Source organism: Pseudomonas sp. PDM18, from assembly GCF_014852585.1.
Lineage (GTDB): Bacteria > Pseudomonadota > Gammaproteobacteria > Pseudomonadales > Pseudomonadaceae > Pseudomonas.
Genome location: NZ_JACVBX010000005.1, coordinates 129,162 through 155,450, shown reverse-complemented (window position 1 = coordinate 155,450; position 26,289 = coordinate 129,162). Strand labels below are relative to the sequence as shown.

Below are 26,289 nucleotides of genomic sequence, written 5' to 3'. Positions count from 1 at the left end.
GAAGCTGATAAACTCCGCCGCCATGATTCGACTACAAAATCTTACGCTACAGCGTGGCCCCCAGCGCTTGCTGGAAGGTGCCGAACTCACCCTGCACGCCGGACAGAAGGTCGGCCTGATCGGCGCCAACGGCGCCGGCAAGTCGAGCCTGTTCGCCCTGCTGCGCGGCCAGCTCGGCCAGGACGCCGGCGACTGCTACCTGCCCGCGGACTGGCGTATCGCGCACATGCGCCAGGAAGTCGATACCCTCGACCGCCTCGCCGTCGACTACGTGCTCGACGGCGACGTGCACCTGCGCAAGATCCAGGCGGACCTCGCCGCGGCGGAGGACGTCCACGACGGCACCGCCCTGGCGCGCCTGCACAGCGAGCTGGACAGTGCTGACGGATACACCGCCGATGCCCGCGCGCGCAAGCTGCTGGCCGGCCTGGGCTTCACCTCCGAGCAGATGGACCGCCGCGTCGGCGACTTCTCCGGTGGCTGGCGGATGCGCCTGAACCTGGCGCAGGCGCTGATGTGCCCGTCCGAACTGCTGCTGCTCGACGAGCCCACCAACCACCTCGACCTCGACGCCATCCTCTGGCTGGAAGAGTGGCTCAAGGGCTATCCGGGCACGCTCCTGCTGATCTCCCACGACCGCGACTTCCTCGACGCCGTGGTGGACAACATCGCCCACCTCGAACAGCGCAAGCTGACCCTGTACCGCGGCGGCTACTCGGCCTTCGAGCGCACCCGCGCCGAACGCCTCGCCCAGCAGCAACAGGCGTACGAGAAGCAGCAGGCGCAGCGCGCGCACATGGAAAAGTACATTGCCCGCTTCCGCGCCCAGGCCACCAAGGCCCGCCAGGCGCAGAGCCGGATCAAGGCGCTGGAACGCCTGGAAGAACTGGCGCCGGCCCACGTCGACTCGCCCTTCGACTTTGTCTTCCGCGAATCCGACAAGATATCCAGCCCGCTGCTCAATCTCTCCGAGGCCAGTCTGGGCTACGGTGAGAGGACGGTGCTGGAGAAGGTCAAGCTGCAACTGGTGCCCGGCGCGCGCATCGGCCTGCTCGGTCCCAACGGCGCGGGCAAGTCCACGCTGATCAAGACCCTGTCCGGCGACCTGTCGCTGCTGTCGGGTGAGCTTGCCCGTGGCGAGAACCTCGCCATCGGCTACTTCGCCCAGCACCAGCTCGACTCCCTCGATCCCAAGGCCAGCCCGCTGCTGCACCTGGCGCGCATAGCGCCAGCGGAACGCGAGCAGACCCTGCGTGACTTCCTTGGCGGCTTCGACTTCCGTGGTGAGCGCTGCGACGAGCCGGTGCTGAACTTCTCCGGTGGCGAGAAGGCGCGCCTGGCCCTGGCGCTGATCGCCTGGCAGAAGCCCAACCTGCTGCTGCTCGACGAACCGACCAACCACCTTGACCTGGAAATGCGCCTGGCGCTGACTCTCGCGCTGCAGGAATTCTCCGGCGCCGTGGTGGTGGTGTCCCACGATCGTCACCTGCTCAAGAGCACTACCGATGAATTCCTGCTGGTGGCAGACGGGCGCATCCAGGAATTCGACGGCGACCTCGAAGACTACGCCCGCTGGCTGGTGGACTTCCGTGCGCGGCAGACGCCGTCGTCGCCCGCCGCTCCCGCTGGCGACAAGACCGACAAGCGCGCCCAGCGCCAGGCCGCCGCGGCCCTGCGCCAGCAGCTCGCCCCGCACAAGCGCGAGGCGGACAAGCTGGAGAAGGAGCTGGGCAAGGTCCACGAGCAGCTCGCCGACTTGGAACAGCGCCTGGGCGACAGCGCGCTCTACGAGTCCTCGCGCAAGGATGAACTGCGCGATCTGCTCGCCCGCCAGGCGACCCTGAAGGGTCGCGAGAGCGAGTTGGAAGAGTCCTGGCTGATGGCGCTGGAAACCCTCGAAGAGCTGCAGCGCCAGCTCGAGGCCAGCGAGTGATGGACGATGTGAACCTGCTGGTGGCGTGGAGCGAACCGCTGCTGCGCGGCGGGCAGATCATCCTCGTCCTGCTGCTGGCGTGGCTGCTGCAGCGCGTGTTGACGCGCGCCGTCAGCCGGCTCGGCGAGCGCTACCCGATGCCGCCGGAGCTGCTGCTGCCGCTGCGCGGCGGCCTGCGCTGGCTGGTCATGGGCTCGGCGGTGATGCTGGTGCTGGAGCGCCTGGGCGTTTCCGCCGATGTACTGTGGGCCGCGCTGACAGGCTTCGCCGCGGTTGCGGCGGTGGCCTTCTTCGCCATCTGGAGCGTGCTCTCCAACCTGTTCTGCGCGCTGATGATCTTCACCATGGGGCCGTTCCGCCTGGGCGACCGCGTGGAGGTCATCGAGTCCGCCGACAAGCCCGGCGTGAAGGGTAGGGTGATCGCGATCAACCTGCTCTACACCACCCTGGAAGAAGTCGCCGAGGACGGCACCCCCGGCGCGCTGCTGCAGGTGCCGAACAACCTGTTCTTCCAGAAGGCCATCCGCCGCTGGCGCGGCCCGAATTTCCCCACCACCCCCTGACCCCAACGGACATCCCCCACTATGGAATGGCTCACTAGCCCTGAGATCTGGGTTGCCTTTCTGACCCTGACTGCCCTGGAAATCGTCCTGGGCATCGACAACATCATCTTCATTTCCATCCTGGTCGGCCGCCTGCCGCCCGCGCAGCAACCCAAGGCGCGTTTCTTCGGCCTGGCGCTGGCGATGGGCACGCGCATCCTGTTGCTGCTGTCGATCACCTGGGTGATGCGCCTGACGGCCGACCTGTTCACCGTGTTCGACCACGGCATTTCCGGGCGTGACCTGATCCTGTTCTTCGGCGGCCTGTTCCTGCTGTTCAAGAGCACCATGGAAATCTTCCACAGCCTCGAAGGTGCGGAAGAGGGCGGGCAGCAGGGCGGCAAGTCCCGCGGCTTCATGGGCATCATCATCCAGATCGCGATCATCGACATTGTCTTCTCGCTGGACTCGGTGATCACCGCCGTGGGCCTGGTGCAGCACGTGCCGGTGATGGTCGCGGCCATCGTCATCTCCGTCGGCGTGATGATGCTGTCGGCCGGCACCATCAGCGCCTTCATCGAGAAGCACCCGTCGCTGAAGATGCTCGCGCTGTCGTTCCTCATCGTGGTCGGCACCGTGCTGATCGCCGAGGCCTTCGAGATCCACGTGCCCAAGGGCTACGTGTACTTCGCCATGGCCTTCTCGCTGGCGGTGGAGGCGATCAACATCCGCCTGCGCGGCGCCCTGGCGCGCAAGCGCGGCGAGGAGCCGGTGAAGCTGCGCAAGGACATCCCGAGCTGATCGGTCTGTCGTGAAACGAAAAAGCCCGGCCCAGTGCCGGGCTTTTTGTTGGGCACCCAAAATTTAGGAGCGCGCCATGCCCGCGCTCGCGCGCATGGCGCGCTCCTACAAGGATCATCCGACCTTCGTCGGCAACGCTGGGCGAGTCGGCGCGACTGAGGCACACTGGCTCCCCGTAACAAATTATTGCGCCTGCCTGGGCGCCGTGAGGTCCGCAATGCTCGCCAGTACCTGGTTCGCCTTCTTCATCGCCTGCTGGGTAATCAGCCTGTCTCCCGGCGCCGGTGCCATTGCCTCGATGTCCTGCGGGCTGCAATACGGCTTCTGGCGCGGTTACTGGAATGCCCTGGGCCTGCAGATCGGCCTGGCGCTGCAGATCGCCATCGTCGCTGCCGGCGTTGGCGCGCTGCTCTCGGCTTCGGCCGTGGCGTTCAGCGCGATCAAGTGGTTCGGCGTGGTCTACCTGGTCTACCTTGCGTACCGCCAGTGGACCGCTGCCCCGCAGGTGATGGCGGCGAGCGGCGAGCGCCCCATCGGCCGGCCGCTGACCCTGGTGCTGCGCGGCTTCCTGGTCAACGCAAGCAACCCCAAGGCGGTGATCTTCATGCTCGCGGTGCTGCCGCAGTTCGTCGACCCGCACCGTCCGATGGCGATCCAGTACGTGATCATGGGCGCCACCATGATCACCGTGGACCTGATCGTCATGGCCGGGTACACCGGCCTGGCCGCGCGCGTACTGCGCGCCCTGCGCTCGCAACGTCAGCAGCGGGTGATGAATCGGACTTTCGCGACCCTCTTCGTGGGCGCCGCCGCACTGCTCGCCACCGTCCGCCGCGCACCGGTCTAAGGCTGATTTCTGGCCTCCGGAGTGGCCTCCTGAGCGCTTCGGACGCAACTCTGCGGGACATTTCTCCTTGCATAGACGGAAACCTGAGGTGACAATTTAACCTCTTTCATTCTCATTTACCTTTCCGTATGCGCCCCTCCAAACTTTTCGTCTGGCTGTTGCCGCTGGTCGGTTTCTTCAGCCTTGGAGCTCACGCCGACACGGCTGTCGACCCCTCCCAAGCCCTTCACCTGCTCAGCTATCTCGCTGCCGACTACCCGGCCACCGTCACTGACGGCAAGGTCGTGGACGAAAGCGAATACAAGGAGCAGCTGGAGTTCGTCGGTAATCTGCAGGCGCTGATCGTCACCCTGCCGGCCGTTCCCGAACGCGCCGATCTGGAAAAGGACGCCGCCGGCCTCAAGCAGGCCATCGAGCAGCGCCTTCCTGGCAAGCAGGTCGCCCAGCAGGCTCGTCACCTGGAGGCGCGTGTCGCCGATACCTACCAGGTGGTGCAGACCCCCTCGATCACCCCGGACCCGACCCGTGCCGCCGAGATCTACACCCAGCAGTGCTCGATCTGCCACGGTGACGCCGGCAAGGGCGACGGTCCTGCAGGTATCGGCCTGGAGCCGCCGCCGGCCAACCTGACCGACCGCGCGCGCCTGGACCATCTGAGCCTGTACGACCTGCGCAACGTCATCGGCCTGGGTGTTTCCGGCACCGACATGCCGGCGTTCGCCGACCAGCTCGACGAACGTCAGCGCTGGGACCTGGCGTCCTATATCGCTGGCCTCAGCGCCGGCCAGGCCAAGGTCGACCCGACCCACCCCTATCCGCTGGCGACCCTCTCGACCCAGACCCCGGCCGATGTTGCCGAGCGCGATGGCGAGGCGGCGGCCGAGAGCTTCCGTGCCCTGCGTGCCCATCCGCCGCTGGAGCACCGCGGCCCGGCGCAGCAGATCGACTACACCACAGCGACCCTGGACAAGAGCTTCGCCGTGTACCGCTCCGGCGACCATGACCAAGCCTATGACCTGTCCGTGGCTGCCTACCTGGAAGGCTTCGAGCTGGTGGAAAGCTCACTGGACAACGTCGACGCCGACCTGCGCAAGGCCACCGAGAAGCAGCTGATGGCCTACCGTCAGGCGCTGCGTGACGGTCTGCCGGAAGCCGAAGTGGCTCAGCAGCTGGCACTGGCCAAGGCCAAGCTGGCGGACGCCGCCAAGGCCCTGAGCGGCGACTCGCTGAGCACCTCCATCAGCTTCGTCTCGGCCCTGCTGATCCTCCTGCGCGAAGGCGTGGAAGCGATCCTGGTGCTGGCCGCGATCCTCGCCTTCCTGCGCAACACCGGGCAGGAGAAGGCCGTGCGCGGCGTCCACATCGGCTGGGGCCTGGCCTTCGTCGCCGGCTTCGCCACCTGGGCAGTCGCCGCCTACGTCATCGACATCGGCGGTGCCCAGCGCGAGCTGATGGAAGGCTTCACCTCGCTGTTCGCCTGCGTGATGGTGCTCTGGCTCGGCGTGTGGATGCACGACCGCCGCCACGCCGCCGCCTGGCAGGACTACATCCGCAGCAGCCTGGTGGGTGGCGGTGGCCGCTTTGGCTTCGCGGTGCTGGCGTTCTTCTCGGTCTACCGCGAGCTGTTCGAAGTCATCCTGTTCTACGAGACCCTCTGGCTGCAGGCCGGCCCGGCCGGTCACAACGCGGTGATCGCTGGTGCGGGCACCGCCGTGGTGACCCTGATCGCCATCGCCTTCGTGATCCTGCGTGGCTCGGCGAAGCTGCCTTTGAAACTGTTCTTCACCGTCAACGCGGCGCTGCTCTGCGCCCTGTCGGTGGTCTTCGCTGGTCACGGCGTGGTTGCCCTGCAGGAAGCGGGCGTGATCGGTACCCGCCCGGTGCCCTTCTTCGACTTCGACTGGCTCGGCATCAAGGCCGACGCTTACTCGTTGTCGGCCCAGGCCGTGGCGCTGGTGGCGGTGGCCGTGCTCTACGGACGCAGCTACTTCTCCGAGCGCCGCAAGGCCGCCGAGATCACCGCGTCCTGAGGCAATAGCCAAGCGACACACGACGGCCAGTGCGATACTGGCCGTCGTGCTTTCTGGAGAATGGTTTTCCGATGCGTATCTGGATCGATGCTGACGCCTGCCCGCGCGCGGCCAAGGAGTTGGTGGCCAAGTTCGCCCTCAAGCGCAAGCTGGAGGTGGTGATGGTCGCGGGCCAGCCCGTGGCCAAGCCACCGTTCGCCTGTGTCAGCCTGATAGTGGTCCCCAGCGGGATGGACGCCGCCGACGATTACCTGGTGGAGCAGGCCGAGCCCGGCGACCTGGTGATCTGCAGCGACGTGCCGTTGGCCGACCGGCTGGTAAAGAAGGGCGTCGATGCGCTGGACCCGCGTGGCCGCGAGTTCGACGAGAAGAACATGGGCGAGCGCCTGGCCGTGCGCAACCTGTTCACCGACCTGCGCGAACAGGGCCAGGTGGGGGGAGGTCAAGCGCCCTACGGCGACAAGGATCGCCAGGCCTTCGCCAACGGCCTGGACCGGCTACTGACGCGCCTGCTGCGCGAGGCAGAGAGCCGCAAGGGCTGATCCGGCCTGAAACGAAAACGCCCGGCAATGCCGGGCGTTTTGCGTTCAGCGTGTTGCTCAGGCCAGTTCCAGCACCCGGTCGACCGCCTTGTTGATGCCGCTGGCGGCTTCAGCGATGGACTGCGCCAGCATGTAGGCCGGCGTGGTAACCAGTTTGTGGTCCTTGTCCTCGACGATGTCCTCCACGGCGCAATCGATGTGCTTGGCGCCCATGCTGGTCAGCGCCTGGGCGGTACCCTCGTCGGTACCGATGGTGCATTCCACGCCGGCGCCATAGATGCGCGCGGCCATGGCCGGGGCGATGCACAGCAGGCCGACCGGCTTCTTCGCCGCGGCGAAGGCCTTGGCCAGGGCCAGTACGTCCGGTTGCACTTCGCACTGGTCGCCCTTGAAGGCGAAGTCGCTGAGGTTCTTCGCCGCCCCGAAACCGCCGGGAACGATCAGGGCGTCGAATTCCTCCACCCTGGCTTCGCGCACGTCCTTCACTTCGCCGCGGGCGATACGCGCGGATTCCACCAGTACGTTGCGGCTCTCGGCCATTTCCTCACCGGTCAGGTGGTTCAGCACGTGGTGCTGGGCGATGTTCGGGGCGAAGCACTGCACCTTGGCGCCGCGCTGGGAAAGACGCAGCAGGGTAATCACGCTTTCGTGGATCTCGGCGCCGTCATAGACGCCGCAGCCGGAGAGGATGACGGCAACTTTCTTCTGCATGGACTTCTCCTGTTCGAGGATGCCGGGCATGTCGCGATATGCCGCCCGGCTTGGCGCCGGCGGTTGGGGCCGGCGCGGAGGTAGAGGCTAGGATCAACGAATCTGGGCCTTCCCATAAGCATAACGACTCGGCCGCGCCATGAACTACATACTCTTCGCCGTACCCTTCTTTTTCCTTTTGATCGCCATCGAGTTGCTCGCCGACCGCTGGCGTGGCGTGCGCACCTACCGTCTGAGCGATGCGCTGAACAGCCTCAGCGCCGGTGTGCTGTCAACCACCAGCGGCCTGCTGACCAAGGGCCTGGCGGTGCTCACCTACGTCATCGCCTGGCAGCATCTGGCGCTATTCGAGATGTCCACACAGAACCTCTGGGTCTGGGTGTTCGCTTTCGTCTTCTACGACTTCTGCTACTACTGGAACCACCGCCTGGGCCATGAGCGCAACGTGCTCTGGGCCGCTCACTCGGTGCACCACCAGAGCGAGGACTACAACCTCTCCACCGCGCTGCGGCAGACCAGCACCGGTTTCATCTTCGGCTGGATCTTCTATCTGCCCATGGCCATCGTCGGCGTGCCGCCGCTGGTGTTCCTCACCGTCGGCGCGCTGAACCTGCTCTACCAATTTTGGGTGCACACGCGGCACATCCCTAAGCTGGGCTGGTTCGAATGGATCTTCATCACCCCATCCAACCACCGCGTGCACCATGCGCAGAACCCGGTCTACATGGATCGCAACTATGGCGGCGTGTTCATCGTCTGGGATCGCCTGTTCGGCACCTTCCAGGAAGAGCTGGACGAGGAGCCGGTGGTGTTCGGCGTGACTGTGCCGCTGGCCAGCTGGAACCCGCTGTGGGCCAACCTGCAGGTCTACGCGCACCTGTGGAACGATGCGCGCCGCGCCGGCAGTACCTGGGACAAGCTGCGCATCTGGTTCATGCGCACCGGCTGGCGCCCCGAGGATGTCGCCCAGCGCTACCCGATGGCCAAGCCGGACCTGGCGTCCTTCCGTAAGTTCGAGGTGCCGCTGACGCGTGGCAGGCAGTGGTACGCCGGGCTGCAGTTCGCCACCTACGTGGTGGCCGGCACCTGGTTGCTGGGCGTCGGGGAGCACTGGCAGGTGCTGCCGCTGGTGATCGGTTGGAGCTGGATGGCCCTCGGGCTCTACGCCATCGGCTGCTGGTTGGAGAACCGTAACTGGGCGCTGCGCCTGGAACTGTTGCGATTAGCGTTGAACGTGCTGGCAGTGGCGGTCATGGCGCTATGGGGAGGGATCGAGCTGCCGCAGTGGGCGCCCTGGGCGCTGGCGGTCTACTCGCTGCTCAGCCTGATCGGTCTGCTGGGCCTGCGGCGCGCCGAGCGCCTGCCGCAGGCGGCCTGAACGGCCGGGGTGCTCAGTCGGTCTTGCTGGCCTTGAAGCGGCGACGCAGCCAGAACAGCAGGCCGATCACCACGAGGCCACCGAGGACCATGAGTTCGTACTTCTTGATGTTGCCCAGCACACCTTCGAGCACGCTGCCGAAGTAGAAGGCAGCGCTGCCCAGCACGGTGGCCCAGACGATGGCGCCGATGCCGTTGAGCAGCAGGTAGCGCGCCGGCGGATAGCCGGACAGGCCGATGGCCACCGGCATCACGGTGCGCAGACCGTAGACGAAGCGGAAGCTCAGCACCCACAGGTCGGGATGCTTGCGCACGTGCTCCAAGGCTTTGTCGCCCATCTTCTGCCAGCGCGGTTTGCGCGCAAGCAGCTTGCGACCATGGCGACGGCCGAGGAAATACCAGAGCTGGTCGCCCGCGTAACTGCCGAAGAATGCCACCGCGATGACGTACTCCAGTTGCATGTAGCCGCGGAATGCCAGGAAGCCGGCCAGGACCAGAATGGTCTCACCCTCGAAGAACGTGCCGAGAAACAGCGCGAAGTAGCCGAAATCCTGCAGGAATTGTTGGAGCATTATCGAGGCAACGCAGCGAAATGAACGCGAAGCCTAACCCGGTTGTCGCCCGCAGGGAAGGCACCCCAGTCAGCACAGCTGACCTGGAACAACTCTGTACCGGTGCAGAGCGGCGGCATGCCGCTGCGGCAGGATGCCGCGACCAAGGGTCACTGTTACCGGTTGTTACCAATCGGTCATAATTCAGGGCTATAACTGTCAGACTGTGCCTGCTGCATCAGGCCCTGGAGTACGCCGTGAGCTTCATTCCCGCCGATCGTGCCTTCCCCTTCACTCGTCTGCGTCGCAATCGTCGTGACGATTTTTCCCGCCGTCTGGTGCGCGAAAATGTCTTGACCAGCAACGACCTGATCCTTCCGGTGTTCGTCCTCGACGGCAAGAACCAGCGTGAAGCGGTGCCCTCGATGCCGGGTGTGGAGCGCATGTCCATCGACCTGCTGCTCAAGGAAGCCGAAGAGCTGGTGGAGCTGGGCATCCCGGCGCTGGCGCTGTTCCCGGTGACCCCGCTGGAGAAGAAATCCCTCGATGGCGCCGAAGCCTTCAACCCTGACGGCATCGCCCAGCGCGCCACCCGCGCCCTGCGCGAGCGCTTCCCGGAGCTGGGCATCATCACCGACGTGGCGCTGGACCCGTTCACCAGCCACGGCCAGGACGGCATCCTCGACGAGGACGGCTACGTTCTGAACGACATTTCCGTTGATGTGCTGGTCAAGCAGGCGCTTTCCCACGCCGAAGCCGGCGCCCAGGTCGTGGCGCCCTCCGACATGATGGACGGCCGCATCGGCGCGATCCGCGAGGCCCTGGAATCCACCGGCCACATCAACACCCGCATCATGGCCTACTCGGCCAAGTACGCCAGCGCCTACTACGGCCCGTTCCGCGATGCCGTCGGCTCCGCCGCCAATCTGGGCAAGGGCAACAAGGCCACCTACCAGATGGATCCGGCCAACAGCGACGAAGCGCTGCACGAGATCTACGCTGACCTCGCCGAAGGCGCCGACATGATCATGGTCAAGCCGGGCATGCCCTATCTCGACATCGTTCGCCGCGCCAAGGACGAATTCCGCGCGCCGACCTTTGTCTATCAGGTCAGCGGCGAGTACGCGATGCACATGGCCGCGATCAACAACGGTTGGCTCAGCGAGGCGGTGATCCTCGAATCGCTGCTGGCCTTCAAACGCGCGGGCGCAGATGGCATCCTGACCTACTTCGCCAAGCGCGCCGCACAACAATTGAAAAGCGGGGGCTAACCCCTCCGACGATGAGACCCGCGATGAATACCGAAGGCATTAGCGAAACCGAAGTTATCGAAGCTGACACCACCGCTGTAATCACCGAAGTCGTCGTGGATGAAGTCGCCGAGGCGACGCCGCCGCCCGTCGAACCGGCAGTTCCGGCGATCAACGTGGACGACAGTGCCCTCTACATTCATCGCGAGCTCTCGCAGCTGCAGTTCAACATCCGCGTGCTGGAACAGGCGCTGGATGAGTCGTACCCGCTGCTGGAACGCCTGAAGTTCCTGTTGATCTTCTCCAGCAACCTCGACGAATTCTTCGAGATCCGCGTCGCCGGCCTGAAGAAGCAGATCACCTTCGCCCGTGAACAGGCCGGCGCCGACGGCCTGTTGCCGCACCAGGCGCTGGCACGCATCAGCGAGCAGGTGCACGAGCAGGTCGCCCGCCAGTACAGCATCCTCAACGACATCCTGTTGCCGGAGCTGGCCAAGCACGACATCCGCTTCATCCGCCGCCGCTACTGGACGCCGAAGATCAAGGCCTGGGTTCGTCGCTTCTTCCGCGACGAGATCGCGCCCATCGTCACCCCGATCGGCCTCGATCCAACGCACCCGTTCCCGCTGCTGGTGAACAAGAGCCTGAACTTCATGGTCGAGCTCGAAGGCCTGGACGCCTTCGGCCGCGACTCCGGCCTTGCGATCATCCCGGCGCCGCGCTCGCTGCCGCGGATCATCCGCCTGCCCGAAGACGTCGCCGGCCCCGGCGACAACTACGTGTTCCTCTCGTCGATGATCCACGCCCACGCCGACGATCTGTTCCACGGCATGAAGGTGAAGGGCTGCTACCAGTTCCGCCTGACCCGTAACGCCGACCTCTCGGTGGATGCCGAGGACGTCGAGGACCTGGCCCGCGCACTGCGTGGCGAGCTGTTCTCGCGCCGTTACGGCGACGCCGTGCGTCTGGAGGTGGTGGATACCTGCCCGGTGCCGCTGTCCAACTACCTGCTCAAGCAGTTCGGCCTGTCCGAGACCGAGCTGTACCGCGTCAGCGGACCGGTCAACCTGACCCGCCTGTTCAGCGTCACAGGCTTGGCCAGTCATCCGGAGCTGCAGTCCCCGCCGTTCACCCCGGCGATTCCCAAGCTGCTGCAAAAGAAGGAAAACCTGTTCAACGTGCTGGGCAAGCTCGACGTGCTACTGATGCACCCGTTCGAGTCCTTCACCCCGGTGGTCGACCTGCTGCGCCAGGCCGCCAAGGATCCCAGCGTGCTGGCGATCAAGCAGACGCTGTACCGCTCCGGGGCCAACTCGGAGATCGTCGACGCACTGGTGGAAGCCGCGCGCAACGGCAAGGAAGTCACCGTGGTGATCGAGCTGCGGGCGCGCTTCGACGAAGAATCCAACCTGCAGCTGGCCAGCCGCCTGCAGCAGGCCGGTGCGGTGGTGATCTACGGCGTGGTCGGCTTCAAGACCCACGCCAAGATGATGCTCATCCTGCGTCGCGAGGACGGCGAGCTGCGCCGCTACGCGCACCTGGGCACCGGCAACTACCACGCCGGCAATGCCCGCCTGTACACCGACTACAGCCTGCTGACCGCCGACGTGGCGCTCTGCGAGGACCTGCACAAGCTGTTCAACCAGCTGATCGGCATGGGCAAGACCCTGCGCATGAAGAAGCTCCTGCACGCGCCCTTCACCCTGAAGAAGAACCTGCTGGAGATGATCAACCGCGAGGCCGCCCAGGCTGCCGAAGGCAAGCCGGCGCACATCATGGCCAAGGTCAACTCGCTGACCGACGCCAAGGTCATCCGCGCGCTGTACAAGGCCAGCCAGGCCGGCGTGAAGATCGACCTGGTGGTGCGCGGCATGTGCTGCCTGCGTCCGGGCGTGCCGGGCGTGTCGCACAACATCCAGGTGCGCTCGATCATCGGCCGCTTCCTGGAACACAGCCGGATCTACTACTTCCTCAACGGCGGCGAGGAGAAGCTCTATCTCTCCAGCGCCGACTGGATGGAGCGCAACCTCGACATGCGCGTTGAGACCTGCTTCCCGGTGGAAGGCAAGAAGCTCGTGCTGCGCGTGAAGAAAGAGCTGGAGTCCTACCTGACCGACAACACCCAGGCCTGGGTACTGCAGTCCGACGGCAGCTACGTGCGCCAGAGCCCCAGCGGCAACCAGAACGCGCGCAACGCCCAGGCGACGCTGCTGGAACGCCTGTGCACGCCGGTGATCAGCGTTCGCTGATCCGTCCGCGTGGCGTGAAAGCCTTGCCTCAGCAGGGCTTTTTCATGGCTGCACGAATGCTCTTCGTAGGACCGAGGGGACGCCCAGTCGTTGCTCACGAGCCGGTCCCGCAGCGGAGCAGGGGTTCGCGAGCAAGCTCGCTCCTACAGGGCCTGGCATTCGAAATGAAAAGGCCCCGGCGTTTGCGCGCCGGGGCCTTCGTCTGTCGCGGGGCGATCAGCTCACGCTGAGCGAGTAGCCCACGCGCTTGAGCCATTCGGCTTCCTGCTCGAAGTCCGCCTGGGTCAGCGGATTGGCGGCCAGCCAGCCGTCGGGGAAGCGCACGTCCAGCGACTTGCCGGAAGCCTTCAGGGTCACGGCCGGCATTTCCTGGGTGCCACGGATGTGGTGGAAGAGGATGGCGAAGCGCAGCACGATGCACAGGCGGATCAGCTTGTCGCCCTCGTCTCCCAGCTCGTTGAACTTGTCCACCGGGATGTTGCGGCGGTGGCCGCGCACCAGCAGCGCCAGGGTCAGCTGGTCCAGGCGCGAGAAGCCGGCCAGGTCCGAGTGCTCCAGCAGGTAGGCGCCGTGCTTGTGGTAGTGATAGTGGGCGATGTCCAGGCCCAGTTCATGCACGCGCGCCGCCCACATCAGCAGCTCGCGGTGACCCTCGTCGTTCAGGTCCCAGGCCTTGGCGACCTGGTCCAGGGACGCCAGCGCCTTGGCCTCGACGCGCGCGGCCTGTTCCGGATCGACGTGGTAGCGCTCCATGAGGGCGCCAATGGTGCGTTCGCGGACGTCCTCGTGGTGGTGGCGGCCCAGCAGGTCGTAGAGCACGCCTTCGCGCAGGGCGCCTTCGGAGTGGGTCATGCGGGTCAGCTCGAGGGCGTCGAACAGGGCCTCGAGGATCGCCATACCGGCCGGGAAGATCGGTCGGCGGTCCGGCTTGATGCCGTCGATGTCGAGCTTCTCGACCTCGCCCAGCTTGAACATCTTGCGTTTGAGCCAGGCCAGGCCCTCGGGGTTGATCTCGCCGTTGCCGTGGCCGCCGGCCTGGATCGCCAGGCAAATTGCGCGGATGGTGCCGGAGGCGCCGACGGCCTCGTCCCAGCCCAGGCGGCGCAGGCTGTTCTCGATGCTCATCAGCTCCAGGCGCGCCGAGGTGTAGGCCTGGGCGTAGCGCGCCGGGGTGATCTTGCCGTCCTTGAAGTAGCGCTGGGTGAAGCTCACGCAGCCCATCTGCAGGCTCTCGCGCAGCTGCGATTCGAACTGCTGGCCGATGATGAACTCGGTGCTTCCGCCGCCGATATCGACCACCAGGCGCTTGCCGGGGTTGTCCTGCAGGGTGTGGGAGACGCCCAGGTAGATCAGGCGCGCTTCTTCACGGCCTGAGATGACTTCCACCGGGTGACCGAGGATGCGGTCGGCTTCGCGGATGAATTCGGCGCGATTGCGTGCTTCGCGCAGGGCGTTGGTGCCTACGACGCGCACCGAACCCGGGGGCATGCCGTTGATGAACTGGGCGAACTGCTTCAGGCAGTCGTAGCCGCGCTGCATCGCTTCCTTGGTGAGCATGCGGTCCTCACCGATGCCAGCGGCCAGCTGGACCTTCTCGCCCAACCGCTCGAGGATGCGGATCTCGCCGTGATCGGCCTTCGCCAAAACCATGTGGAAACTGTTCGAGCCAAGATCAATGGCCGCGATCATGGGAAAGGTCTTGGCAGGTGTATGGGGCATAGGGGCGGGTCCGGATAAATACGGGAGACATCCTGCCATTTTAGGCAGGTAGTGCCAATGAAGGGGTTGTCACCGATCAGAAGTCACCGCGGCAGCGATAGATACACTCAATCGGCTGCGCCTTTCGGTGTGGGCCGAGGCGGGATATGATGGCGGACACTTTTTCGCATCCGATTGACGGAGAGAATACATGAGCGAACATATCGTCAATGTTACCGATGCCAGCTTCGAGCAGGACGTACTGAAGTCCGATAGTCCCGTGCTGGTCGACTACTGGGCCGAATGGTGCGGCCCGTGCAAGATGATCGCCCCGGTACTCGACGAGATCGCCAAGGACTATCAGGGCAAGCTGAAAGTCTGCAAGCTGAACATCGACGAGAACCAGGACACCCCGCCGAAGTACGGCGTGCGTGGCATTCCGACCCTGATGCTGTTCAAGGGCGGCAACGTCGAAGCGACCAAGGTCGGCGCACTGTCCAAGTCGCAACTGGCCGCCTTCCTCGACAGCAACATCTAAGTCGAAGAAGCCCGAAAAACCCCGCCAATGCGCGGGGTTTTTTCGTTATTGCCCCTAGACGCTCCGAAACTCGGGTGTTAAATTCGGGCGCACAACGATTGTTTCGTTGTCCCCTGCAAGCCGTCGCCGACGCACTTCCCATTCGAATTCCAAGCGATCCTGTCCGTCATCTACGGCGCGGCTCTTCAAGCATCACGCTTGTTCCCTTTTCCCCTTTCAGCGTATTTACGTCCCTTCTATGAATCTGACCGAACTCAAGCAAAAGCCGATTGCCGAATTGCTGGAAATGTCCGATGCCATGGGCCTGGAAAACATGGCTCGTTCGCGCAAACAGGACATCATCTTCGCACTGCTGAAAAAGCACGCGAAAAGCGGCGAGGAAATCTCCGGTGACGGCGTGCTGGAGATTCTCCAGGATGGCTTCGGCTTCCTGCGCTCCGCCGATTCCTCGTACCTGGCCGGCCCGGACGACATCTATGTCTCGCCCAGCCAGATCCGTCGCTTCAACCTGCGCACGGGCGATACCATCATCGGCAAGATTCGTCCGCCGAAGGAAGGTGAGCGTTATTTCGCCCTGCTGAAAGTCGACTCGATCAACTTTGATCGTCCGGAGAACGCGAAGAACAAGATTCTCTTCGAGAACCTGACGCCGCTGTTCCCGACCAAGCGCCTGACCATGGAAGCCGGCAACGGCTCCACCGAGGACCTCACCGGCCGTGTGATCGACCTCTGCTCGCCGATCGGCAAGGGCCAGCGCGGCCTGATCGTCGCCCCGCCGAAAGCGGGCAAGACCATCATGCTGCAGAACATCGCCTCGAACATCACCCGCAACAACCCCGAGTGCCACTTGATCGTCCTGCTGATCGACGAGCGCCCGGAAGAAGTGACCGAGATGCAGCGCACCGTGCGCGGCGAAGTGGTCGCCTCCACCTTCGACGAACCGCCGACCCGCCACGTGCAGGTCGCCGAGATGGTGATCGAGAAGGCCAAGCGCCTGGTCGAGCACAAGAAGGACGTGATCATCCTGCTGGACTCCATCACCCGTCTGGCCCGTGCCTACAACACCGTGATCCCCAGCTCCGGCAAGGTGCTCACCGGTGGTGTCGACGCCCACGCCCTGGAGAAGCCCAAGCGCTTCTTCGGCGCCGCGCGCAACATCGAGGAAGGCGGTTCGCTGACCATCCTCGCCACCGCGCTGATCGAAACCGGCTCGAAGATGGACGAAGTGATCTACGAGGAATTCAAGGGTACCGGTAACTCGGAACTCATCCTCGACCGTCGCATCTCGGAAAAGCGTGTGTTCCCGGCGATCAACATCAATCGCTCCGGCACCCGTCGCGAAGAGCTGCTCACCGGTGAGGAAGAGCTGCAGCGCATGTGGATCCTGCGCAAGATCCTCCACCCGATGGACGAGATCGCCGCCGTGGAATTCCTCCTGGACAAGCTGCGCCAGACGAAGACCAACGATGAGTTCTTCGATTCGATGAAGCGCAGCAAGTAAGCGCCTCTCGAACCGCACAAGGCCGGGGAAACCCGGCCTTCGTGTTTCTGCAAGGCGCTGATAGGCGGTAGACTGTCGCATCATCCTGCCGCCATCGAGACCCTCATGCAGTATCGCGACCTGCGCGAGTTCATCGCTGCCCTGGAGCAGCGCGGACAGCTCAAGCGCATCCAGGCGCCGGTATCCCCGGTGCTGGAAATGACCGAGGTGTGCGACCGCACCCTGCGCGCCAGGGGCCCGGCCCTGCTGTTCGAAAAGCCCACCGGCTATGACATCCCCGTACTGGGCAACCTGTTCGGCACGCCCGAGCGCGTGGCGCTGGGCATGGGCGCCGAGGACGTCTCCGAACTGCGCGAGATCGGCAAGCTGCTGGCCTTCCTCAAGGAGCCCGAGCCGCCCAAGGGGTTGAAGGACGCCTGGTCCAAGCTGCCGATCTTCAAGAAGGTCATCAACATGGCGCCCAAGGTCCTCAGGGACGCGCCGTGCCAGGAAGTGATCGAGGAGGGCGACGACGTCGACCTGTCGAAGCTGCCGGTGCAGACCTGCTGGCCCGGAGACGTCGCGCCGCTGATCACCTGGGGCCTGACCGTCACCCGCGGGCCGAACAAGGAGCGGCAGAACCTGGGCATCTACCGCCAGCAAGTGATCGGCCGCAACAAGGTCATCATGCGCTGGCTCAGCCACCGCGGCGGCGCGCTGGACTTCCGCGAGTGGTGCCAGAAGCACCCTGGCCAGCCCTATCCGGTGGCTGTGGCCCTCGGCGCGGACCCGGCGACCATCCTCGGCGCCGTGACCCCGGTGCCGGACACCCTCTCCGAATACGCCTTCGCCGGCCTGCTGCGCGGGCACAAGACCGAACTGGTCAAGTGCATCGGCAACGACCTGCAGGTGCCGGCCAGCGCCGAAATCGTCCTCGAAGGGGTGATCCATCCCGGCGAGATGGCCGATGAAGGCCCCTACGGCGACCATACCGGCTACTACAACGAGGTAGATCGCTTCCCGGTGTTCACCGTCGAGCGCATCACCCGCCGGCAGAAACCCATCTACCACAGCACCTACACCGGCCGCCCGCCGGATGAGCCGGCGATCCTCGGTGTAGCGCTGAACGAAGTCTTCGTGCCGATCCTGCAGAAGCAGTTCCCCGAGATCACCGATTTCTACCTGCCGCCCGAAGGGTGCTCCTACCGCATGGCGGTGGTGACCATGAAGAAGCAGTATCCCGGCCACGCCAAGCGCGTGATGTTGGGTGTCTGGTCGTTCCTGCGACAGTTCATGTACACCAAGTTCGTTATCGTCACCGACGACGACATCAACGCCCGCGACTGGAACGATGTGATCTGGGCCATCACCACGCGCATGGACCCCAAGCGCGACACGGTGATGATCGACAACACCCCGATCGACTACCTGGACTTCGCCTCTCCGATCTCCGGCCTGGGCTCGAAGATGGGCCTGGACGCCACCCACAAGTGGCCGGGCGAGACCAGCCGCGAATGGGGCCGGGTGATCGAAAAGGACCCGGCGGTGACCCGTCGCGTCGACGAAATCTGGGCGAGCCTGGGCATCGACTGATGTCTGGGGCACCCTGTAGGAGCGAGCTTGCTCGCGAACAGGCGAGATCAACAGCCCCTCACCCTGACCCCCTCCCGCAAGCGGGAGAGGGGCCGTTCGGTGCAGGATGACGCCATGGTGTCAGCCGGCACGGTCTAACCCCTCTCCCTCAGGGAGAGGGTTGGGGAGAGGGGGGAAGTGCTGGCGCGGAGTATCCAGGAGGAATCGGCTACTCCGACGAAATCAGAAGAACGAGAACATCGCTTGAAAGTGACCTTGCAACCTTCCGGTGCCCAGCTCGACCTGCGGCCCGGGGAACGTATCCTCGACGGTGCGCGGCGCCTGGGCTACGAGTGCCCGCAGAGCTGCCGCAACGGCAATTGCCATATCTGCGCGGCGCTGCTGGTGGAAGGCCGCGTGCGCCAGGACGGCGAGGTGCGCGACCACGGCGAGCTCTTCACCTGCCTGGCCGAGCCGCTGGAGGACTGCGTGCTGCACTGGGACGGTGTGCTGGCCCCCGGCGAGCTGCCGGTGCGCACGCTGTCCTGCCAGCTGACCCTCTGCGAGCCGGTAGGCGGTGACGTCTGGCGTGTGCGCCTGCGTGCCCCGGCCGGCAAACCCCCGCGCTACCACGCCGGGCAGTACGTGCTGATTGGGCGCGAGGGCAGCGACCCGGCGGCCTTCTCCCTGGCCTCCGCGCCGCAGGAAGGACGCGACCTGGAGCTGCATATCCTGGCCCGCGAGAACAGCGCCATCGACCTGCTGACCCAGTTGCAACGCGACCGCTTTGCCCGCGTGCAGATGCCCTTCGGTGACGCGCACCTGGCCGACCTGCCGGACGGCCCGCTGGTGCTGATCGCCGCCGGCACCGGCATGGCGCAGATGCACAGCCTGATCGAATTCTGCCGCGCCACCGGTTTTGCCCACCCGGTGCACCTGTACTGGGGCGTGCGGCGCCCGGAGGATTTCTACGAGCTGCCGCACTGGGAACAGTGGGAGAGCGTACCCAACCTGCATCTGCACAAGATCGTCAGCGACCTGTGCGGTTGGCAGGGGCGTTGCGGCCTGCTGCATGAAGCGGTGTGCGAGGACTTCGCCGAGCTGTCCGGCCTGCGCGTCTACGCCAGCGGCTCGCCGGCGATGGTCTACGGCACGCTGGACGCGCTGGTAGCGGCGGGCATGGACCCGCATCAAATGCGCGCCGACGTCTTCGCCTACGCGCCGCGCGGCTGATTCAACCGCCTGGCGTCGTTGGGGCGCCTCGCCGTGCTGGACGCACTGTCTTCGGCGCCCCGCCTAGCCATGCGGCTGACTCAGTCACGCGGCCCTGCGCTGGGCGAGAATTCCTCTTGCAGCGCCGCCCGAATCCAGTCCTCGAACCAGGCCACATCGGCGCTCACCGCGCCGGGCGGCAGCAGCAGCTGGTAGCTCTCCAGTGGCACCTCCTCGGGCAGTGGTCGCACCAGTGTGCCGGCGGCCAGCTGGTGCTTCACCAGCACCAGGTTGGCCAGGGCGATGCCGTGGCCGGCCTCGGCCATGGACAGCGCGTGGTCGTTGCTGACGTAGAGCACGTCGGAGTTCACCCGCAGGTCCAGCCCGATGGTGGACAGCCAGAGGTTCCACCATTCGCCGTCGTCGACGTGGATCAGCTTGTGCTGCGCCAGTTCGTGCACGCTGCTCAGCGGGCCGTGCTCTTCGAGGTAGGAGGGCGAGCACACCGGGAAAACCGCCGGTCGCACCAGCGTGCTGTGGCACTGCGGATAGACGCCGGGAAGCCCGTAGACAATCCCCAGGTCGGCGCTTTTACCGTCCACTTCGGTGAAAGTCGGGTTCGGCTCCACTGCCACTTTCAGGCCGGGGCGCTGCTGGCGCAGGGTTTCCAGGCGCGGCATCAGCCAGCGCTTGGCGAAGGCCGGCACCACCAGAATCTTCAGCCAGCGTGCGGTGCCGCCGGGTGCCAACTCGTGGCCGGCGTCGGCGATCTGCTGCAGGGCGGTGGATATCTTCGCGTAGTAGCGCTGCCCGGCTGGCGTCAGGCTGACCCCGCGCGGGGTGCGCTCGAACAGCTGCACGCCCAGCCAGTCCTCCAGCAGCTTCACGTGACGGCCGATGGCCGGCTGCGTCACATGCAGGTCTTTCGAGGCGGCGACATAGCTGCCCAGCCGGGCGGCGGCCTCGAAGGCGCGGACGGCATTGAGCGGCGGAAGACGCTGGATGGACATGGCGAGGCCTCGGGGGTATCAGCTTTTTAGCTGTTAAATTATTTAATATCGAATGTAAGAAAATTGAGCTTTCCGCTCAACCACCTTTCTTCGAATATCCGCCTCAACAACATCACAACTTGGGCCTGACCCAAGGCCAGCGCTGCACCCCAGCGTCTCTAGTCCTGCCAGAACAACTACAAGATCCCCCGACCGCCTGCTGGTGGCGGAAGGGAAGGTACGGAGGTTTCACCATGAGTGCCCTGCACAGCCTGCAGACGGCGGCGGTCTCCATCCGCTCCGTGCGCAAGGTCTACGGCGACCCGGCGAGCGGTCCCGTCGCTCTGAAATGCGTCGACCTGGACATCCGCGACAACGAGTTCTTCACCCTGCTCGGCCCCTCCGGCTGCGGCAAGACCACCCTGTTGCGGATGATCGCCGGCTTCGAGTTCCCCACCTCCGGGGAAATCCAGCTCTACGGCGAGAACATCGCCGACCGGCCGCCCTTCGAGCGCCCGGTGAACACCGTGTTCCAGCACTACGCGCTGTTCCCGCACATGACCATCGCCGAGAACCTCGCCTTCGGCCTGGAATCCCACCCGATGGGCCAGCGCATGAGCAAGGCGCAGGTTGCCGAGCGCGTCCGCGAGATGCTCGCCCTGGTGCAGATGGAACGCTTCGCCCAGCGCAAGCCGACCCAGCTTTCCGGCGGCCAGCAACAGCGCGTCGCCCTGGCCCGCGCGCTGGCGCCGCATCCGAAAGTGCTGCTGCTCGACGAGCCGCTGTCCGCACTCGACCTCAAGCTGCGCCAGGCCATGCGCGAAGAGCTCAAGGCGATCCAGTCCAAGACCGGCATCACCTTCATCTTCGTCACCCATGACCAGGAAGAAGCCCTGACCATGTCCGACCGCATCGCCGTGCTCTCCGAGGGCGAGGTGCAGCAGGTCGGCCGCCCGGACGACATCTACGAAAACCCGCGCAACCGCTTCGTCGCCGACTTCATCGGCGAGACCAACTTCCTCCCGGCGCGGGTCGAGAACTTCACCGGCGACTGCGCGCAGTACCGCATTCCCGGCGAGCAACTGATCGAAGCCCAGGCCCGCGAAGGCCTCAAAGTCGGCGCCGAGGTCACCCTGTCGATCCGCCCCGAGCGCTTGCAACTGGTGGCCGAGGACACTCCGTCCGCCACGCCCTGCACCGTGGTCCAGCAGATCTACCTGGGCACCGACCTGCAGTACCAGATCAGCCTTGCCGACGGCACCCGCCTGACGGTCCGCGCGCCCAACAGCGCCGGCCAGCGCGGGCGTCTGGCAGCCGGGCAACGCGCCGGGCTGCTCTTCGAAAAAGGCAGCGCCAGCGTCCTGGTGGACTGAGCGGAGGTGAGCATGAACCGGTTATCCACAACCGCCGGCAATTCGCTGGAGCGGCGCCAGGCGCTGCGCAGCTTCCTCGGCGTGTCGCCCGCACTGGTCTCCATCGGGCTGTTCCTGATCGTGCCGATCTTCATCGTGGTCGGTTACTCGCTGATGCAGGCCAACCCCTATGGCGGAGTGAACCCGCACTTCAGCATCGACGCCTATGTCTCGCTGCTGTTCGAGCGCCAGCTCGACGACAGCCTGGCCTTCGCCGACTCCTACGTGATGATCGCCCTGCGCTCCATCGGTATCGCCGCGGCGACCACCGCCATCACCCTGCTGGTGGGCTTCCCGGTGGCGGTGTGGCTGGCGATGCAACCGGCGCACCGTCGCGGCCTGCTGATCTTCCTGATCACCGTGCCGTTCTGGGCCAACCTGCTGATCCGCACCTACGCCTGGATCCTGCTGCTGCGCGGCACCGGCGTGGTCAACGGCACGCTGATGAGCCTCGGCATCATCCACCAGCCGCTGAACATGCTCTACACCGACGGAGCCGTGCTGCTGGGGCTTGTCTACACCTACGCGCCCTTCGTGGTGCTGCCGATCTACGCCACCCTCGAGAAGATGGACATGCGCCTGCTCGAAGCGGCCCAGGACCTCTACGCCGGGCGCATCCGTACCCTGCGCAAGGTGGTCCTGCCGATTGCCCGTCCGGGCATCCTGGCCGGCGCCATCCTCACCTTCGTGCCCTGCCTGGGCGCGATGATCGCCCCCGAGCTGCTCGGCGGCGGCACCAAGATGATGCTCGGCAACCTGATCTTCCGGCAGTTCAGCGACTCGCGGAACTGGCCCTTCGGTGCGGCGCTGTCGCTGGTGCTGATGGGAGCCGTGATGCTGGTGCTGATGTTCTACGCGATGCGCGCCGAACGCCTGCGCATCGCCCGGGGAGGTGAATGATGCTGTCGCTGCTGACTAAACGTCGCTTGGGTGTGCAGGATTTCCGTGGCTTCGGCGCGCTGAGCTTCCTGTTCTACCTGTACCTCTACGCGCCCATCGTGGTGCTGGTGGTGCTTTCGTTCAACGCCAACCAGTCCGCCACCGTGTGGACCGGCTTCAGCCTCGACTGGTACCGCAGCGCCTTCGCCAACCAGGCGCTGCGCCAGGCCGCCGGCAACAGCCTGCTGATCGCCGTGTGCGCCAGCGTGATCGCCACGGTGATCGCCACCCTGGCCGCCCTGGGCACCTCACGCGGGGCAAAATTCAAGGGTCTGCGTCTGTCCATGGGGGCGATCATGCTGCCGCTGGTGCTGCCCGAGATCGTCGTCGGCGTCGCCACCCTGGCGCTGTTCTCCACCCTCGGCCTGTCGCTGGGCTACGGCAACCTGATCATCGCCCACACGGTGTTCTGCATCCCGTTCGCCTACCTGCCGATCCGCGCTCGCCTGAACGACATGGACCTGTCCCTGGAGCAGGCCGCCGCCGACCTCTACGCCGGCCCCTGGCGGACCTTCCGCAAGGTGACCTTGCCGCTGCTGATGCCGGGGATCTTCTCCGGGCTGATGCTGGCCTTCATCGTCTCGCTGGATAACTTCGTGATCTCGATGATGGTCTCCCAGGCCGGCACCACCACCTTGCCGATCTTCATCTTCGGCCTGCTGCGCATGGGCGTGACGCCCGATGTGAACGCGGTGTCGACCCTGATCCTCGGCGTTTCCGTGCTGTTCGTAACCCTGTCCTTCCTGCTTGGCAAGAAGAAAGCCTGAGAGCCCGCCCCATGCCTGTCCGAGCTTGCCCATACGTCGTTGGAAACAGCCTCGAAATGCTCATTTACAGTCGTAAACTGCGCTTTCTCACCTGTTTCCGCCTCGTCTGGGCTGCGCTCGGCCAGTCATCGAGCGGACTCTCCGCCCAAATACCGGAGTAGAAGATGAGCAAACTGATCGCTGCTGTAGGGGCCTCGCTGGCCATGGGGCTGGTGGCCAACGTGCACGCCGCCGAACAACTGAACGTGGTGAGCTGGAGTGGCTATTTCACGCCGCAGATCCTGGAGAAGTTCGAGAAGGAAACCGGCATCAAGGTGACCGTGGACTCCTACGACTCCAACGAAACGCTGCTGGCCAAGCTCAAGCAGGGCGGTACCGGCTACGACGTGGCCATTCCCTCGCACCAGTTCGTGCCGATCCTGATCCAGGAGAAGCTGCTGGAGCGCTTCGACCCGGCCAGCCAGCCGTACTACGCCAACGTCGAGGACAACCTGAAGAAGCCCACCTGGGACCCGGAAGGCGCCTACGCCGTGCCCTTCATCTGGGGGACCACCAGCGTGGTGCTGGACAGCGCCAAGTACAGCGGCCCGGCCGACAGCTACTCGGTGCTGTTCACTCCGCCGGCGGAGTTGCAGGGCAAGATCAACATGTTCGACTCGGCGAGCGAGGTAATCGACACCGCCAGCCTCTACCTGGGCATCCCGCTGTGCAGCGAGGACCCCAAGCAGATGCAACAGGTGCTGACCCTGCTGAAGACCCAGAAGCCCTTCGTGAAGACCTACAGCTCCAAGGCCGGCTCGATCCGCGAGAACCTGGCCTCGGGCGAAGTCGACATGTCGATGTTCTGGGGCGGCTCGTCGATGCGTGCGCGTGAGATGAAATCCAGCCTGAAGTACCTCTACCCGAAAGAGGGCGTGATGGCCTGGGTGGACAACCTGGTGATCCCGGCCGGCGCCAAGCACCCGGAGAACGCGAAGAAGTTCATCGCCTTCCTCAGCCAGCCTGAGAACTCGGCGATGACCCAGAACTTCCTCAAGCACCAGAGCCCGATCAAGGGTGTTGAACCCTTCCTCGACGCCAGCCTGAAGGACGCGCCGGAACTGCACATCCCCGAGGGCACCAAGGTGGTGTTCAGCAAGACCTGTGGCGAAGGCGCGATCCGCCTGGCCGACCGTATCTGGACCAACCTGATGCGCTGATCCCCGACCGGGAAAGCCACAGACCGTTGCTGCTCGCGTCCACTTTGGTGGGCGTGCCGGCAGCGTGCGGCCCGGCGAACGCGCTATTCGCTACAAGCCCCATCAGCGTATGGGGCCGTTGAACCCGACTGAACCTTCCCGTTGCGGGAAATCCTGATGAAAAAAGGCCTCGTTCCATGAGCCAGAAGAACAAGCAAAACGAACTCGTCCAGCTCCAGGCCTTTGAGCTGGCCCAGCGCATCCGCCTGCGCGAAGTTTCCTGCCGTGAAGTGATGCAGGCGCACCTCGAGCAGATCGAGCGCTACAACCCGGCAGTCAACGCCATCGTCAGCCAGCAGCCGGACGACCTCCTGCTGGCCGAAGCCGACCAGCGCGACGCCGACCTGGCCCGCGGCGAATACCGCGGCTGGATGCACGGCCTGCCCCACGCGGTAAAGGACCTGTCGCTGACCCAGGGCATACGCACCACCCTCGGCTCGCCGCTGTTCAGCGACTACCTGCCCGAGCGCGACGGCATCATGGTCGAACGTATCAAGGCGGCCGGCGCGATCATCATCGGCAAGACCAACACCCCCGAATTCGGCCTCGGCTCGCACAGCTACAACCCGATCTTCGGTGTCACCGGCTGTGCCTACGCGCCCGACCGTACCGCCGGCGGCAGCAGCGGTGGCGCGGCGGCGGCCCTGGCGCTGCAGATGGTCCCGGTGGCCGACGGCAGCGACATGATGGGCTCGCTGCGCAACCCGGCAGCCTTCAACAACATCATCGGTTTCCGTCCGTCCCAGGGGCGCGTGCCCTTCGACGACAGCGCCGACCTGTTCATCGACCAGATGGGCTACGAAGGCCCGATGGGCCGCAGCGTGCGTGACGTGGCGCTGCTGCTGTCGGTGCAAGCCGGCGGCGATGCCCGTGCACCGCTGTCCATTGCCGAGAGCGGCGAGCAGTTCGCAGGCAAGCTGGAGCGAGACTTCAAGGGCGCCCGCCTGGGCTGGCTGGGTGACCTGGGCGGCCACCTGCCCATGGAAAAGGGCGTGCTGGAGCTTTGCCGCAAGTCCTTCGCCGACTTCGAAGCCATCGGCTGCCACGTCGAAGAGACCGCCATGGGCTTCTCGCCCGAGCGCCTCTGGGACACCTGGCGCACCCTGCGTCACTGGATGGTCGCCGGGTCTCTCGGCGCGGCCTACACCGACCCGGCCAAGCGCGAGCTGCTCAAGCCCGAGGCGATCTGGGAAGTGGAGAACGGCCTGAAACTCTCCGCCATGGACGTGTTCCGTGCTTCCGCCGCGCGCAGCGACTGGTACCGTGCCATCAGCCGACTGTTCGAGCGCTACGACTACCTGCTGCTGCCCAGCGCCCAGGTGTTCCCGTTCGACAAGACCTGGGACTGGCCCAAGGAAATCGCTGGCCAGGCCATGGATACCTACCACCGCTGGATGGAAGTGGTGATCCCGGCCACCCTGTCTGGGTGCCCGGCAGCCAACGTGCCGGTGGGCTTCAATGAGCAGGGCCTGCCCATGGGTATCCAGATCATCGGCAGGCACCAGGCCGACATGGCCGTGCTGCAACTGGCCCACGCCTACGAGCAGGCTTCGCGCTGGTACCAGCGCTGCCCGCCGCCGATGCTGGCGGGGGATTGAGTTACTTATCCAC

General features: G+C 65.3%; 22 protein-coding genes. 18 read left to right on the top strand and 4 right to left on the bottom strand.

Annotation, left to right across the window (positions count from 1 at the left end; all coding sequences use genetic code 11):
* The first annotated feature begins 22 nt into the window (after positions 1-22).
* From IB274_RS12665 to IB274_RS12640, 6 genes are all read left to right on the top strand, one after another.
* Positions 23-1,933: an ATP-binding cassette domain-containing protein gene (locus IB274_RS12665; RefSeq protein WP_192432314.1), complete on the top strand. Its 1,911-nt coding sequence runs from the start codon at positions 23-25 to the stop codon at positions 1,931-1,933.
* Positions 1,933-2,496 carry a mechanosensitive ion channel family protein gene (locus IB274_RS12660; protein ID WP_192432313.1) on the top strand — a complete coding sequence of 188 codons (564 nt, stop codon included), beginning with the start codon at positions 1,933-1,935 and terminating at the stop codon, positions 2,494-2,496. The genes IB274_RS12665 and IB274_RS12660 overlap by 1 nt, the downstream gene beginning before the upstream one ends.
* Positions 2,497-2,517: 21 nt before the next feature.
* On the top strand, positions 2,518-3,276 hold the full coding sequence (locus IB274_RS12655; RefSeq protein ID WP_081519501.1) for a TerC family protein: 759 nt from the start codon (positions 2,518-2,520) through the stop codon (positions 3,274-3,276).
* Between the two features lie 217 nt (positions 3,277-3,493).
* Positions 3,494-4,123 (top strand): LysE family transporter, encoded by a 630-nt coding sequence (locus tag IB274_RS12650; RefSeq protein ID WP_192432491.1) that lies wholly within the window; start codon positions 3,494-3,496, stop codon positions 4,121-4,123.
* Between the two features lie 128 nt (positions 4,124-4,251).
* On the top strand, positions 4,252-6,153 hold the full coding sequence (locus IB274_RS12645; protein ID WP_192432312.1) for a cytochrome c/FTR1 family iron permease: 1,902 nt from the start codon (positions 4,252-4,254) through the stop codon (positions 6,151-6,153).
* Positions 6,154-6,224: 71 nt separating this feature from the next.
* A complete protein-coding gene (locus IB274_RS12640) occupies positions 6,225-6,695 on the top strand; it encodes a YaiI/YqxD family protein (RefSeq protein ID WP_081519504.1) in 471 nt (156 codons plus the stop codon).
* Positions 6,696-6,752: 57 nt separating this feature from the next.
* On the opposite strand, the gene elbB is transcribed toward IB274_RS12640, so the two are convergent.
* Positions 6,753-7,406, bottom strand: coding sequence for an isoprenoid biosynthesis glyoxalase ElbB (gene elbB, locus IB274_RS12635; RefSeq protein ID WP_192432311.1), 654 nt, complete (start codon positions 7,404-7,406; stop codon positions 6,753-6,755).
* 139 nt (positions 7,407-7,545) lie between these two features.
* Between elbB and IB274_RS12630 the strand changes: the two genes are divergently transcribed.
* A complete protein-coding gene (locus IB274_RS12630; protein ID WP_192432310.1) occupies positions 7,546-8,784 on the top strand; it encodes a sterol desaturase family protein in 1,239 nt (412 codons plus the stop codon).
* Positions 8,785-8,797: 13 nt separating this feature from the next.
* On the opposite strand, the gene IB274_RS12625 is transcribed toward IB274_RS12630, so the two are convergent.
* Positions 8,798-9,358 (bottom strand): DedA family protein, encoded by a 561-nt coding sequence (locus IB274_RS12625; RefSeq protein ID WP_026079304.1) that lies wholly within the window; start codon positions 9,356-9,358, stop codon positions 8,798-8,800.
* A gap of 233 nt (positions 9,359-9,591) precedes the next feature.
* Between IB274_RS12625 and hemB the strand changes: the two genes are divergently transcribed.
* Positions 9,592-10,605, top strand: a complete 1,014-nt coding sequence (hemB, locus tag IB274_RS12620; protein ID WP_192432309.1) for a porphobilinogen synthase — start codon at positions 9,592-9,594, stop codon at positions 10,603-10,605.
* A 23-nt stretch (positions 10,606-10,628) separates the two neighbouring features.
* Positions 10,629-12,833: a polyphosphate kinase 1 gene (gene ppk1 / locus IB274_RS12615; RefSeq protein ID WP_192432308.1), complete on the top strand. Its 2,205-nt coding sequence runs from the start codon at positions 10,629-10,631 to the stop codon at positions 12,831-12,833.
* A gap of 216 nt (positions 12,834-13,049) precedes the next feature.
* Here the strand turns inward: ppk1 and ppx are convergent, their stop codons facing one another.
* Positions 13,050-14,552, bottom strand: coding sequence for an exopolyphosphatase (gene ppx, locus IB274_RS12610; RefSeq protein ID WP_192432307.1), 1,503 nt, complete (start codon positions 14,550-14,552; stop codon positions 13,050-13,052).
* 190 nt (positions 14,553-14,742) lie between these two features.
* Here ppx and trxA point away from each other — a divergent pair, with 190 nt between their 5' ends.
* The 4 genes from trxA (at position 14,743) to IB274_RS12590 (ending at position 19,354) form a co-directional block, all read left to right on the top strand.
* Entirely contained in the window at positions 14,743-15,069 is a 327-nt protein-coding gene (trxA, locus tag IB274_RS12605; protein WP_081519510.1) for a thioredoxin TrxA, read from the top strand.
* A 238-nt stretch (positions 15,070-15,307) separates the two neighbouring features.
* Positions 15,308-16,570, top strand: a complete 1,263-nt coding sequence (gene rho / locus IB274_RS12600; RefSeq protein WP_015475046.1) for a transcription termination factor Rho — start codon at positions 15,308-15,310, stop codon at positions 16,568-16,570.
* Between the two features lie 105 nt (positions 16,571-16,675).
* Positions 16,676-18,142 carry a 4-hydroxy-3-polyprenylbenzoate decarboxylase gene (ubiD, locus tag IB274_RS12595; protein ID WP_192432306.1) on the top strand — a complete coding sequence of 489 codons (1,467 nt, stop codon included), beginning with the start codon at positions 16,676-16,678 and terminating at the stop codon, positions 18,140-18,142.
* A 243-nt stretch (positions 18,143-18,385) separates the two neighbouring features.
* Entirely contained in the window at positions 18,386-19,354 is a 969-nt protein-coding gene (locus tag IB274_RS12590) for a CDP-6-deoxy-delta-3,4-glucoseen reductase (protein WP_192432305.1), read from the top strand.
* A gap of 80 nt (positions 19,355-19,434) precedes the next feature.
* On the opposite strand, the gene IB274_RS12585 is transcribed toward IB274_RS12590, so the two are convergent.
* Entirely contained in the window at positions 19,435-20,343 is a 909-nt protein-coding gene (locus IB274_RS12585; RefSeq protein ID WP_192432304.1) for a LysR substrate-binding domain-containing protein, read from the bottom strand.
* A gap of 233 nt (positions 20,344-20,576) precedes the next feature.
* Between IB274_RS12585 and IB274_RS12580 the strand changes: the two genes are divergently transcribed.
* The 5 genes from IB274_RS12580 (at position 20,577) to IB274_RS12560 (ending at position 26,276) form a co-directional block, all read left to right on the top strand.
* Entirely contained in the window at positions 20,577-21,695 is a 1,119-nt protein-coding gene (locus IB274_RS12580) for an ABC transporter ATP-binding protein (protein ID WP_192432303.1), read from the top strand.
* A gap of 12 nt (positions 21,696-21,707) precedes the next feature.
* Positions 21,708-22,634, top strand: coding sequence for an ABC transporter permease (locus IB274_RS12575; protein ID WP_192432302.1), 927 nt, complete (start codon positions 21,708-21,710; stop codon positions 22,632-22,634).
* Positions 22,634-23,440 (top strand): ABC transporter permease, encoded by an 807-nt coding sequence (locus IB274_RS12570; protein ID WP_192432490.1) that lies wholly within the window; start codon positions 22,634-22,636, stop codon positions 23,438-23,440. Before IB274_RS12575 ends, IB274_RS12570 begins: the two co-directional genes overlap by 1 nt.
* 203 nt (positions 23,441-23,643) lie before the next feature.
* Positions 23,644-24,639: an extracellular solute-binding protein gene (locus IB274_RS12565; RefSeq protein ID WP_412548424.1), complete on the top strand. Its 996-nt coding sequence runs from the start codon at positions 23,644-23,646 to the stop codon at positions 24,637-24,639.
* A 176-nt stretch (positions 24,640-24,815) separates the two neighbouring features.
* Positions 24,816-26,276 (top strand): amidase, encoded by a 1,461-nt coding sequence (locus tag IB274_RS12560; protein WP_192432300.1) that lies wholly within the window; start codon positions 24,816-24,818, stop codon positions 26,274-26,276.
* The last annotated feature ends 13 nt before the right edge of the window (positions 26,277-26,289 follow it).

Bases quoted from the DNA above. Each gene is read 5' to 3' on its own strand.
- IB274_RS12665 (WP_192432314.1), top strand. From the start codon at position 23: ATGATTCGACTACAAAATCTTACGCTACAGCGTGGCCCCCAGCGCTTG.
- IB274_RS12660 (WP_192432313.1), top strand. From the start codon at position 1,933: ATGGACGATGTGAACCTGCTGGTGGCGTGGAGCGAACCGCTGCTGCGC.
- IB274_RS12655 (WP_081519501.1), top strand. From the start codon at position 2,518: ATGGAATGGCTCACTAGCCCTGAGATCTGGGTTGCCTTTCTGACCCTG.
- IB274_RS12650 (WP_192432491.1), top strand. From the start codon at position 3,494: ATGCTCGCCAGTACCTGGTTCGCCTTCTTCATCGCCTGCTGGGTAATC.
- IB274_RS12645 (WP_192432312.1), top strand. From the start codon at position 4,252: ATGCGCCCCTCCAAACTTTTCGTCTGGCTGTTGCCGCTGGTCGGTTTC.
- IB274_RS12640 (WP_081519504.1), top strand. From the start codon at position 6,225: ATGCGTATCTGGATCGATGCTGACGCCTGCCCGCGCGCGGCCAAGGAG.
- elbB (WP_192432311.1), bottom strand. From the start codon at position 7,406: ATGCAGAAGAAAGTTGCCGTCATCCTCTCCGGCTGCGGCGTCTATGAC.
- IB274_RS12630 (WP_192432310.1), top strand. From the start codon at position 7,546: ATGAACTACATACTCTTCGCCGTACCCTTCTTTTTCCTTTTGATCGCC.
- ppk1 (WP_192432308.1), top strand. From the start codon at position 10,629: ATGAATACCGAAGGCATTAGCGAAACCGAAGTTATCGAAGCTGACACC.
- ppx (WP_192432307.1), bottom strand. From the start codon at position 14,552: ATGCCCCATACACCTGCCAAGACCTTTCCCATGATCGCGGCCATTGAT.
- trxA (WP_081519510.1), top strand. From the start codon at position 14,743: ATGAGCGAACATATCGTCAATGTTACCGATGCCAGCTTCGAGCAGGAC.
- rho (WP_015475046.1), top strand. From the start codon at position 15,308: ATGAATCTGACCGAACTCAAGCAAAAGCCGATTGCCGAATTGCTGGAA.
- ubiD (WP_192432306.1), top strand. From the start codon at position 16,676: ATGCAGTATCGCGACCTGCGCGAGTTCATCGCTGCCCTGGAGCAGCGC.
- IB274_RS12585 (WP_192432304.1), bottom strand. From the start codon at position 20,343: ATGTCCATCCAGCGTCTTCCGCCGCTCAATGCCGTCCGCGCCTTCGAG.
- IB274_RS12580 (WP_192432303.1), top strand. From the start codon at position 20,577: ATGAGTGCCCTGCACAGCCTGCAGACGGCGGCGGTCTCCATCCGCTCC.
- IB274_RS12575 (WP_192432302.1), top strand. From the start codon at position 21,708: ATGAACCGGTTATCCACAACCGCCGGCAATTCGCTGGAGCGGCGCCAG.
- IB274_RS12570 (WP_192432490.1), top strand. From the start codon at position 22,634: ATGCTGTCGCTGCTGACTAAACGTCGCTTGGGTGTGCAGGATTTCCGT.
- IB274_RS12565 (WP_412548424.1), top strand. From the start codon at position 23,644: ATGGGGCTGGTGGCCAACGTGCACGCCGCCGAACAACTGAACGTGGTG.
- IB274_RS12560 (WP_192432300.1), top strand. From the start codon at position 24,816: ATGAGCCAGAAGAACAAGCAAAACGAACTCGTCCAGCTCCAGGCCTTT.